Below are 270 nucleotides of genomic sequence, written 5' to 3'. Positions count from 1 at the left end.
ATGATCTCGGTCAATTCGCGCATCACCGAGCCGCGCATCGCCGAGCTGCTCTCGGGCGCCGGCCTCGACATGGACCGGCTGAAGAAGGACCTCGACGCCAACGCCAAGGCGATCGACGCGGTGCTTTCGCGCAACGACCAGCAGGCTCAGGCGTTCGGCTTCAACGGCACGCCGTCATTCATCGTCGGCAAGTACCGCGTGCCCGGCGTGCTCAGCATCGACCAGTTCGAGCAGGTGATCGCCGACGCCCGCAAGGCCAATATGGGCCGC

General features: G+C 65.9%; 1 protein-coding gene. It reads left to right on the top strand.

Going from position 1 to position 270, the window contains the following annotated elements:
• Positions 1-270: DsbA family protein (locus AAIR21_RS28115; RefSeq protein ID WP_434682876.1), on the top strand; the 270-nt coding region annotated here is incomplete at both ends.

The sequence above is a fragment of the Enterobacter sp. PTB genome (assembly GCF_051130085.1).
Taxonomy (GTDB): Bacteria; Pseudomonadota; Gammaproteobacteria; order Enterobacterales; family Enterobacteriaceae; genus Enterobacter; species Enterobacter ludwigii.
The sequence above is the reverse complement of the archived record's forward strand: the minus strand, read 5'-3'. Positions and strand labels throughout refer to the sequence as shown.